At 44.0% G+C, this 11025-nt stretch carries 8 protein-coding genes; all 8 read right to left on the bottom strand.

What is annotated here, in order from left to right; translation table 11 throughout:
- Positions 1–1970, bottom strand: a 1970-nt coding sequence (locus BLQ13_RS28730; protein ID WP_208606831.1) for a fibronectin type III domain-containing protein, incomplete at its 3' end; no start/stop codon positions are given.
- Positions 1971–2307: 337 nt separating this feature from the next.
- A complete protein-coding gene (gene cyoD, locus BLQ13_RS28040) occupies positions 2308–2637 on the bottom strand; it encodes a cytochrome o ubiquinol oxidase subunit IV (protein WP_090924960.1) in 330 nt (109 codons plus the stop codon).
- A complete protein-coding gene (gene cyoC, locus BLQ13_RS28035; protein WP_090924959.1) occupies positions 2638–3258 on the bottom strand; it encodes a cytochrome o ubiquinol oxidase subunit III in 621 nt (206 codons plus the stop codon). It abuts the gene before it with no gap.
- Complete coding sequence (locus BLQ13_RS28030) at positions 3259–5229, bottom strand: cbb3-type cytochrome c oxidase subunit I (RefSeq protein ID WP_090924958.1); 1971 nt, start codon at positions 5227–5229, stop codon at positions 3259–3261.
- 21 nt (positions 5230–5250) lie between these two features.
- Positions 5251–6222 (bottom strand): ubiquinol oxidase subunit II, encoded by a 972-nt coding sequence (gene cyoA, locus BLQ13_RS28025; RefSeq protein ID WP_090924957.1) that lies wholly within the window; start codon positions 6220–6222, stop codon positions 5251–5253.
- Positions 6223–6544: 322 nt separating this feature from the next.
- Positions 6545–6808 carry a hypothetical protein gene (locus tag BLQ13_RS28020; RefSeq protein ID WP_090924956.1) on the bottom strand — a complete coding sequence of 88 codons (264 nt, stop codon included), beginning with the start codon at positions 6806–6808 and terminating at the stop codon, positions 6545–6547.
- Between the two features lie 631 nt (positions 6809–7439).
- Entirely contained in the window at positions 7440–8786 is a 1347-nt protein-coding gene (locus BLQ13_RS28015) for a GH1 family beta-glucosidase (protein WP_090924955.1), read from the bottom strand.
- Between the two features lie 392 nt (positions 8787–9178).
- Complete coding sequence (locus BLQ13_RS28010) at positions 9179–10864, bottom strand: ABC transporter substrate-binding protein (RefSeq protein WP_090924964.1); 1686 nt, start codon at positions 10862–10864, stop codon at positions 9179–9181.
- Positions 10865–11025: the final 161 nt, after the last annotated feature.

Here is an 11025-nt window from a genome sequence, read left to right as displayed (position 1 = left end):
CATGTATTCGTGCCCGCTGGGGATTGTTCAATCACGATTCCGGTTGCTCCACTGGCTGCTGTCCAGCTAAAGCTTGCACTTGTACTCGTTTTCGCTGTACTCGCAAAATCGGTGAGCGGTACGCTCGGTGCATTGTCCGTCGTGATGTTCGAAACCACGTTCGATGTGCCAGCGTTCGTACCACCAGTGACCACAAGACGGAAGTCATACGATGTAGCCGGGTTCAATCCTGTTACCGTGCCACTTGTGTCGTTGGTCGCAAGGGCTCCGCTTGTAGACGCTGTAGTCCACGTGTTCGCGCCCGCAGGGGATTGTTCAATCACAATTCCAGTTGCCCCGCTGGTTGCTGTCCAGCTAAAGCTTGCAGTTGTAATCGTCTTCGCCGTACTCACAAAGTTAGAGATTGGTGCCATCCTGTTGATACTGATCTTGTAGTACAAGGTTGTATTGTCTTCTGCAACGACTTTGATGTATACATCTGTTCCTGAACCCGATGTAAGGTTTACTGTCCCGACCTCAGGCGTCACGAATGTACTGTCTGTTCCGTAGAAAGTCACCATTGCACCTGCGTCGTGCTTGACGATATCCCCGGCCGATACAGATGATACTCCATTGCTTACCTCGATGGTTGCAGTCTTCGGAGCTGACGTTGTACCCGCTTCCGCTCCTGTTGTAATGTTTTGCCCCAATACACTGCTCAAACTTGCATCGTTGCTTGCGCTGGAAGAAGCAAAAAAGTCGGTTTGTTTTCCATAAACATAACTTGCTTTAGTTGTGTCCTTTTCAAAGTACTGCAACATCAGATTCCCGGTTGACGGAACAAAAGGATGCAACCAGTCCAAATTCTTGCCTATCATATTGCTTAATTCGGGAATATCATTCTTCCCTTTCATCCAAGTATTACTTCCAGCGAATTTTCCATAATAATAATAAGAGGTAGCCGCATAATTTGATGGATCAATGGAAGCTGCAAGGACAAACATATTATCATTCGCATCGATAACCAAGCGGCTCACCGCTTGAGGAGAATCGTTTGAAGTTGCGACGTAGTCGACATTATCAATTACTGTTGTTTCCCATGAACCCCCGTTTCCGGTATTAGATACAACTTTAAAACCTGCATCCCCATAGAGAACATGAATGTGATCCGATGAATCTATTGCGGATCCATAATAAGAATAATAGTTATTGTCTCCAGTTAGTACTTTAGTGGAAGTGGCAAAGGGGGTGCTGGATACATAAATATCTGGACCAATCCCCGTCTCAACTGAATAAACAACACTTAAATTTCCGTTATGATCGCTCAAAAGGCTATTAATGCTTACGGAAACTCCTGTATTCAATATGGTCTCGGACCAAGTGGTATTTGAATTCGAACCGACTTTAATTTTAATATGGTAATTCTGATTTGGATTTGTATTTTTCACATAGGCAATAGCAGCCTCACCCAATGAATTCACTTGAAGTTGTAGCGATGTATAGAAGTAACGGGTTGCACTTAATTGTGTAGGAAGACCCTGTGTCTCCATTTCCGAAAATTCATTTGACCAAGAATTGCTGTTTGTATTGTATGTGCCGTAATATACTCCTTTGGTATAGGCGTACCAATTCGAATCATAGAAAGAACCTGTTTTTATAAAAGCAATGTGTAATGTGCCGTTGGTGTCAACTGCCATCTTTAATTCCCCATAATAGACATCAAATTGGTTCAGTCCAACCGCTGCGTTGACACTTGTTTCTAGTGAAAAAGAATTGCTCGCTGAAGTCCATTTATAAATTTTAAAATCCTTAATACCCTGGCTTCCACCTTGAATAGTTCCCATTTGAGGATATGCGAGATACATATCCCCATTCGAGGCTTTGGCCACTGCCGATGGTATGCCATTAAATTCAGGATATGAATTGCTTGTAATTCCTGAAGCAGCCGATACAGGAAAAGAATGCAAACTAACGAAAAGTACAATTACCATGAAAGAAGAGAACACCTTATTAAGGTAGCTCTTCGCATTTTTTGTTGGATGGGATAAATGTCTTTGCAGCCCGGTTTCCTCAGCTATGGCCTTTATCATCGCTATTCTCCTTTTTATTGAACCGTAGATTATGCAAGAGTTATTACAAATCTTATTTTGACCGAGATTACATCACTAATTTTAGAATCCTAAATTTAAAGTTTCACCCCAGCCCCTCCCACAAATCATCCCTATAAAGTCTATATCGGTTTGTAACCATACCGCCATCAGACCTAATTGAAAAAAAAAGAACCTTCCTGTCTGAAAATTCAGACAAGAAGGTTCTCGTTAAAGACTATTAATGTGCAACTGCGTTGTTAAGCATGATCCAGATCGAACCAATAACGATAGTCAACATCATCAGCAATCCGAAAATAAGAGCCATCACGTTCCAGCGAGGTTTCTCTGTTTCACGGATATGCATGAAGAAGAAAAGTTGAACTACAAACTGCAGTGCCGCAGTTCCCAGAATAACAATCATCGTTCCTGTTTTGCCCATCATGTCGTTCAGTACCACTACCAGAGGAATGATGGTCAGAACGATGGACAGTATGAAGCCGATGACATAAGACTTCAGGGAACCATGTTGTTCATGGCCATGAGAATCATGTGCGTTGTGCTGTGCCATCTACATCACCCCCATCAGATAGACGATGGTCAGGAGGAAGATCCATACAACGTCCAAGAAGTGCCAGTACAAGCTGATTACGTTGATTTTACCGCGAGTGACATCGGTAATACCCCGTTTTTTCAGTTGGAACATCAGGCCGATCATCCAGATCAGACCGAGCGATACGTGAAGTCCGTGAGTACCCACGAGGGTAAAGAACGCGCCGGATGCTGCACTTGTTGTGTAGCTGAATCCTTCGTGAACCATCTCAACAAACTCATAAATCTCCAGGGCAAGGAAGCCTGCACCCAGAACGGCTGTAACGATCAGCCAGTTAATCAATTGTTTTACTTTGCCTTGGTTCATTGCCAGAACCGCAAGTCCGCTCGTAAATGAACTTGTGAGCAACAAGAAGGTTTCAGCAATAACACCAGGCATTTTGATCAGTTCAGACAAAATCGGTCCGCCCGCCGTATTGTCACGCAACACAATGAAGGTTGCGAACAATACGGAGAACAGGATAACGTCGGAAATCAGGAAGAACCAGAATCCGAGAATTTTCATTTCCTGTGGATCATGGTGGCCATGGTCATGACCGTGTGCATGATTCTCACCGTGTTTAGCGGCTGCTTGAGCCATCTATACCGACCCCCTTAACGACGCTTCGGTACGCTTGATTTCATCGACCGGAATGTAATAATCCGTATCGTAAGAGAAGGAACGAGCAATCATGCAGATACCCACGCCAGCGAGTCCGAGGATTGCCATCCACAGCCATCCAAAGACGAAGCCGAAACCAGCAACGAACCAGAAGACAGACATAATGAACGGAATCGAGGAATTTTTCGGCATATGAATTGGCTCATATACAGGCTCAGGCGGATGAATGCCTTTCGCACGACGTTCTTTCTCTTCCCACCACTCATCCACATCATCTCCGCGCGGTGTAACAGCGAAGTTGTATTCTGGTGCTGGTGAAGGAATCGACCACTCGAGCGTACGACCATCCCATGGATCGCCAGAAGCTTTGAGTGTTTTGTATTTGCGAATACCGTCTGCAATTTGTGCAACTTGGAACAAGAATCCAACACCCATCAGGAATGCCCCGATTGTGGATACGAAGTTCAGTTCCCACCAGCCGGTATCCCAGCCGTAAGTGCTCAGACGACGAGTCATACCCATCAGACCGACAGCATACTGCGGCATGAAGCACACGTAGAAACCAATATTCCAAGTCCAGAATGCCCATTTGCCCAGTTTCTCTTCCAATTGGAAACCGAACATTTTTGGCCACCAGTAGTACAGACCTGCGAAGTATCCGAAGACAACGCCACCGATCAATACTTGGTGGAAGTGGGCAATCAGGAAGTAACTGTTGTGGAACTGGAAGTCAGCAGGAGCAACGGATAACAGAACCCCTGTCATACCCCCGACGATAAAGCACGGGATAAAGGCAAGTGTCCACATCATCGGAGTGGCCATGCGTATCCTTCCTTTATACATCGTAAACAGCCAGTTAAATATCTTAACCCCTGTTGGAATGGCAATCAACATCGTTGTAACCGCGAAGAATGCATTAACGTCCGCTCCGGAACCCATCGTGAAGAAGTGATGCGCCCAAGTGAAGAAGGACAGGAAGCTGATGATCAGCATCGCGAATACCATCGATTTGTAACCAAACAGTTTTTTCTTCGAGAATGTACTTACAATCTCGGAGAACACACCAAATGCCGGCAAGACGACAATGTATACCTCAGGGTGACCCCACATCCAGATCAAGTTGATATACATCATTGGGTTGCCGCCCAGATCAAGTGTGAAGAAATGCGCCCCGGCAAACCTGTCGAGGAAGAGCAATGCAAGCGTCACAGTCAAGATCGGGAATGCAAACAAGATAATGATACAAGTGGAGAATACCGACCATGTGAACATCGGCAGTTTCATCCATTTCATGCCTGGCGCACGCATTTTAATGATGGTAACCATAAAGTTGATACCGGTTGCCAGGGAACCGATACCCGATATCTGGATACCCCATATATAGAAGTTCTGTCCTACCCCTGGACTGTGTGACAGCTCCGATAGAGGCGGGTAACTCAGCCATCCTGCATCCGGTGAACCACCGATGACGAAGGACAGGTTAAACAGCATTGCACCCAGGAAGAATAACCAGAAGCTCAGTGCGTTCAGGAACGGGAATGCTACGTCCCTCGCTCCGATCTGTAACGGCACAATAACGTTAAACAAACCGAACATGAATGGCATCGCCATGAACAGGATCATGATCGTACCATGTGTTGTGAAGACCTGATTATAGTGTTCTGGATGTAAGAAATCCATATTAGGCATAGCCAGCTGCAGACGCATCATCAATGCATCCACACCACCACGGAACAACATGATAATGGAAGCAATGATATACATAATACCGATCTTTTTGTGATCGACAGTAGTTAACCAGTTACGCCAGAGCCAGCCCCATTTTTTGAAATAAGTCAGCACCGTTACGATGGTAATCATCGTAATCCCGATCGCCACGTCCGCTCCATAGATCAGCGGGTCACCGGTAACGAAAAACTCCGATGCAAACTCCTTTAATCTCTCTAACATTGGGGGCCTCCTTTCGAATCTTTAGTTCGTACTTGTATTTAATTTCGGTACAGACAAGGATTTATCTCCAGCAGCAGACTCGTTCGAGCTTGAACCTTCATGCTTGCTGTGAGCACTTTTACCGTCAACAACATATTTAGTTACGATTTTCTGGAACAGTCCTTCAGGGAATGCAGAATAATACGCAACATTGCTTGTTCCTGGCTTAGCCAGTGTGTCATACGTTTCTTGAGTCATTGGCTGGGATTGTTGCTTCACTTCAGCTACCCATTTATCGAATTCTTCATCCGACGTTGCATTAACATCAAAACGCATCTCTCCAAAGTGTTCACCAGTAAAGTTGGCTCCTGAACCCCAATATTGACCTTCATCGTCAGCTTGCAGGTACAAGGTCATTGCCATTCCTGACATCGTGTAAATCTGTCCACCCAGTTGCGGAATCCAGAACGAGTTCATCGGTGAATCCGCAGTGAGCTCAAATTTCACAGGCCGGTCTGCAGGAATATTCAGTGTGTTAACTGTTGCAATGCCCTGCTCAGGATAGAGGAACAACCATTTCCAATCCAGTGAAGATACCTGAATCGTAATGGGCTCTTTCTCATGTGCCAGTGGTTTGGAAGGCTCCAAATCATAGGTGTAGCGCACAGTAACGATGGCCAAAAGTCCGATGATAACAATCGGAATTGTCCACCAGATGACTTCCGCCTTTGTACTATGAGCCCAGTTTGGCTTGTACTCATTTTTGTTTTCTGGTTTGTCGCGGTAACGCCAAACGATTACAGCGGACATAATCAACACAGGGACGATGACAACAGCACACAAAAGAGTTGAAATAATAATCAAATCTTTCTGTGCGGCGCCAATAGGCCCCTTCGGATCCAGAACAACATACTGCCCGCCTGCCAGCATTGGCCAGACAATCAACGCAATTGTAACCAACGTCAGGACAACCGGAATAATAATCCGGATAAGCGACCTAGGTTTCTTGTTCATTTTGATCCCCTCTCCTTAAATATTCGCTAATACTAAAAAATCAGTATACTACTCTCTTCCTACTAAAGATATCAGAAACGAACGACTTTTTTGTTCATGTTAACAAATTTGTCGATTTTACACCCCAAATGTGTGAATTTTTTCTCACAAATCGCTTGATCGGTTGATATTTGTACATTGTAATCTTTACACTCCAGGTCACAAAATAAAACCCTTTGCAGTCCCGTTGAACGATTGTCAACGTATCCGCAAAGGGCTTTATTGACTGGATTTCCGAGGAATACTCCAGTCTTATTATGGACGATATTACGCAAGATTATAATTAATCTGCACCTTCATCTTCATGCCGTGTATGAACCAGACCAATCGATTTAGCAATGACGTAGATAAATACGCTACCTACAAGAAAGCCAATGCCGACCATTAATCCTAAATTGCGATCATTAAAATCATTCAAGTTGATGAGGCACAGTACCACTCCAGTGATGAGCGCAACCCATGCCAGAACTGTCATCGTTAAAACTGCGCGACGCATATTTTTATCTTTACGCTCTAATTGGCTGACCATTGCTGTTTTAGATGCCATAGTAAACACTTCCTTTTCCCTTTTTGTAAGTGCTTTCCTAATACCAATATACCACATCAGTATGAATTTTAGTCAAGAAATGTTCAAATTTTTTTCTCATTTTGGACACTTTATTTCTTTTAATTGTATTGACAAACTTATTATGACCATCACTATACTTCTTATAACCCAAAAACAATCCATTTATAACAGAAACTTAGTTAACCCTTATGAACAGTTAAGAAATTTCAATTTTACTTGTGACAACAGAGATGCTTAACGATTATCTGGCTCTGTTCTTTTAATTAAACGAAGAGGAAGTTAGATTGGGAATGTTAAGATGCTGAGAGGGCTCGTTTTTCTAACGATCACCAGAGACGCTATTTAGGGTATATCACACCTTTTTATTTTCTAACGATCACAGGAGAGCTTATTTGAGTTGTTTGGAGCTAAAATGGGCTTGTTTCTTCTGTTTTTGTTGAAATAAGCTTTGTGGAGATCGTTACAATTTCAGAAGGCACTATTTCGCTCAAATAAGCTCATCTGAGATCGTTAGAATAAGAAAAAGACGGTCTATCGGAGAAGTCCGACAGAACCGCCTATATATAGTAGAAAAAAATAATTTCTGTTAAAGAAGACATTCGCTTAGAATCTAGTTCCGGATCTCAAGCCAATTATTTTTGATCACGTTCTGATACCAGTAAAAGCTCTCCTTAGGCGTTCTCACAAGTGAACGAAAATCAACATGCACCAAACCAAAGCGCATCCGGTAACCTTCAGCCCATTCATAATTATCCATCAGCGACCAGGCCATATACCCTTTCAGGTTGATGCCGTCATTGATGATGCGATGGATCTGGGCCAAGTGTTGCTCATAATACGAAATACGGCGATCGTCGTTAATTTTACCATTTTCCAGATCATCGTTAATACATGCACCATTCTCTGTAATATATACATCCACGTTACCGTACTTTTGCAGGTAATGCATGAATTCATACAAACCGCGTGATTCCACAGGCCAGCCGATGTCTGTTTTAATTAATCCCATGTTCATTTCTTCCGACTGAAGCACACCGGCTTCGGGATTATGACGGTTAATGCCCATCGTATAGTAGTTAATGCCAAGCAAGTCAATCGGCTCTGAGATAATTTCCATATCTCCATCTTGAATCGGTACAGTTGCTCCTGCTTCTGCAAACCAGTCCACCAAAAATTGAGGATAGGAGCCTTTATAGATTGGATCAAGGAACCAGTCTGTATTCAGTGCGATAGAGCGGTCACATGCTGCCTGATCCTCAGCAGATTTGCTGTACGGCTCAGCCCAGCATACATTCGGAGCGATACCGATTTGACCCGTAATGCCCATACGGCGGAAAGACTGTACAGCTTTGCCGTGTGCCACGAGCAGACCATGAGCCACATTAATAGCCGTTTGCACATCTTTATTACCCGGCGCATGAATGCCAAGCATATTGGACAGGAAGGCAATACACCATGGTTCATTGAAGGTTAGCCAGAAGTTGATCTTGCCTGAAAATTCTTTGAAGATCACTTCAGCATATTTCACAAATGCATCCACCGTTCTGCGGTTTCCCCAGCCCCCGTCATCCTCCAGCGTCTGTGGTAAATCCCAGTGGTACAGTGTAAGGAACGGTTCAATACCAGCATCTAACAGAGCATCTACAAAACGATGATAGAAATCCAGACCTTCACGGTTGATCTCTCCATCCCCATCTGGAATAATGCGTGGCCACGCAATAGAGAAACGATACGTGTTAATGCCAAGCTTTTTCATCAGTGCAATATCTTCTTCATAACGGTGGTAACTGTCACACGCAACATCACCATTATCACCGTTAAACACTTTACCAGGAGTACGTGCGAATGTATCCCAGATGGATACTCCACGCCCTCCCTCTTGTGCAGCCCCCTCAATCTGATAGGATGCGGTTGCGGTTCCCCAGCGGAAATCTTGCGGAAATTGAAAAATCGTCATAATTAAATCCTCCAGTTCAGATGACGTACGGATCGTGCTTCCCACGTCATTCATTAGTAATAGGGTCGTGCATGTAAGGCATGATTCCATCTCGCTTATTACCTATTTTTTTTCTTTTTATGAAATAGGGAGTTAGCGAAACTAGTTTCCTAAAACGTTTTCGAAAATGCGAAAATAAAAAAGTTTCAATGATGTAAACATGCAAAACTTAGAATTCATCCATTATGTTGACTGGAAGTGCTTACAATAAGAGGATTATATGCGATTTCAAAAATGTCGTCAATGCTTCTCGTTACAGAATTCTCAAAAGATACTACTACAGAAAAAAGCCCTCACAATGAGGGCCTTTTCCTAATACTCCGATTCGAAACTGGTATAAAGATGAACTCTTATTATTTAACGTCTTTACCCGTCCACAGGGATACACGATCTTTGATCCATTCCGTGTATTGTTTCTCCATTTCTACTGCACCGGCTTTATCCAGTTCAGCCAGGAATGCATCATAGGTTGCATCGAAGTTCGCTGGTGAAGTCAGAACAGCTTCCGGAATACGTTTGCGCACGATATCCTGTGTTTTCTGGAATTTCACACTGTAATCTGTACCGGAAGGTACGGGCATATTGTACGCTGCCCCCCACTCTTTCAGCTTCAGATCATCTTCAGCAGGATAGAAATCCTTCCAAGTATTAATACCATAAGCTTTCAACGTTTCCTTCTCAGCCGCTGTGTATCCAGCCTGAATCTGCTCAGGGAAGTTGGTCGTGTAATAATTGTCCGTTGCATCCTTCACACCATCACCGTATCTGGCACTGAAAATGTTGTACATGCCAATACCTGTTTCTTTGGTGAATGCGGAATTATCGTTTACTTTGCGATCCTGAATATCTTGTGGAACGACACGTTTGCCATCCTCTACTTTGTAATGCTCATTTTCAATGCCCCAGTTTCTCAGGACTTGACCTTCATCGGATGCAAGCCAATCCATAAACTTGATGATGCGAACCGGATCTTTGGCAGACGTCGTGATTCCGATACCGTAACCGTCAAAACCGGTTGGCTGGAACGTGTGGTCTACGATGTCCTTGTTCAGCGAGACGGAGAAGTGAGCATACGTGCTGTCATCCTTACCTGCGGACTTGAGCGCATTCTCGGCTTCACCATAGTTCCACTCCTGATCAATCAGACCCAGAACACGGCCGCTAGCGATTTTGGACTTGTACTGGTCATCCTTTTGCACAAATGTATCTTTGTCTAGAAGACCTTCGTTGTACATTTTGTTCAACCAGCGGAAGTATTCTTTCTCCTCTGGACGTTTGTAATGAAGCATCGCTTCATATGTCTCAGGATTGATGTAATACTCTCCATCATCCGGTGCACCCGTTGCCTGGAAGGCCGGATTCGTAACCGTGATCATGATTTTCCAGTCATCGGCATTCAGCGTCAGTGGAATCGTTGGCTGTCCATCGATGGTAGGATGTTTTTCATAATATGCACGGAGTACATTTTCATAATCTTCAAGTGTTTTTACTTCAGGGTAACCCAGTTCTTTCAATACCTTTTGCTGGATTTCGAATCCGCCTGTAGCGTCAAAAACAACGTTGTCTACCCCCATGTTGGTCGGGATGGTATAGATCGCCTGATCTTCGGTGCTGTATTTCAGACGGTTCATCTGATCACCATAGATTTTTTTCAGGTTAGGAGCATGCTCCTCGATCAGATCGGTGAGGTCAATCATTGCACCTGCATCCACCAATTTCGATAAGTTTCCTTTTGGGAAAATCATGTCTGGATAGTCACCGCTGGCCGCCATCAGTGCAACCTTCTGGTCACCGCCATTGTTGACATCATACTCAGCCTCAATCGTAACGCCGGTTTGCTTCGTGATCTCTTTACCAACGGCATCCTGCATGTTGTTCCAGGTTGGACTTGGATCTGCGCCAAAGAACGAGATCGTAATCGGGTCGGTACCACTGGATTCGGTAGTCTCTTTGCTACCGGAGTTACCGCATCCAGCTGTAACCAACATTGCACTAGCCAACATTAACATCGCAAACGTCTTGGGTGTCTTACCTGTCATTCTGCCTTTCATTTTGCCTCTCATTTGTCTATCTCCCCTATTTATGAAGGTTTTATCTGTATAACAGGCTTGGTGCCTGTGAATACCACTTCTTATTTGAGCCAAGCTGCTTAATCTTGAAAAATATAATTACAATTTTCCTTCAATGCATTTGTCATGCT

Source organism: Paenibacillus polysaccharolyticus, from assembly GCF_900102085.1.
Lineage (GTDB): Bacteria > Bacillota > Bacilli > Paenibacillales > Paenibacillaceae > Paenibacillus > Paenibacillus polysaccharolyticus.
This window is presented reverse-complemented; position numbering and strand designations above follow the sequence as displayed.

Excerpts from the sequence above, each read along its gene's own strand:
- cyoD (WP_090924960.1), bottom strand. The coding sequence starts at position 2,637 with ATGGCACAGCACAACGCACATGATTCTCATGGCCATGAACAACATGGT.
- cyoC (WP_090924959.1), bottom strand. The coding sequence starts at position 3,258 with ATGGCTCAAGCAGCCGCTAAACACGGTGAGAATCATGCACACGGTCAT.
- BLQ13_RS28030 (WP_090924958.1), bottom strand. The coding sequence starts at position 5,229 with ATGTTAGAGAGATTAAAGGAGTTTGCATCGGAGTTTTTCGTTACCGGT.
- cyoA (WP_090924957.1), bottom strand. The coding sequence starts at position 6,222 with ATGAACAAGAAACCTAGGTCGCTTATCCGGATTATTATTCCGGTTGTC.
- BLQ13_RS28020 (WP_090924956.1), bottom strand. The coding sequence starts at position 6,808 with ATGGCATCTAAAACAGCAATGGTCAGCCAATTAGAGCGTAAAGATAAA.
- BLQ13_RS28015 (WP_090924955.1), bottom strand. The coding sequence starts at position 8,786 with ATGACGATTTTTCAATTTCCGCAAGATTTCCGCTGGGGAACCGCAACC.
- BLQ13_RS28010 (WP_090924964.1), bottom strand. The coding sequence starts at position 10,864 with ATGACAGGTAAGACACCCAAGACGTTTGCGATGTTAATGTTGGCTAGT.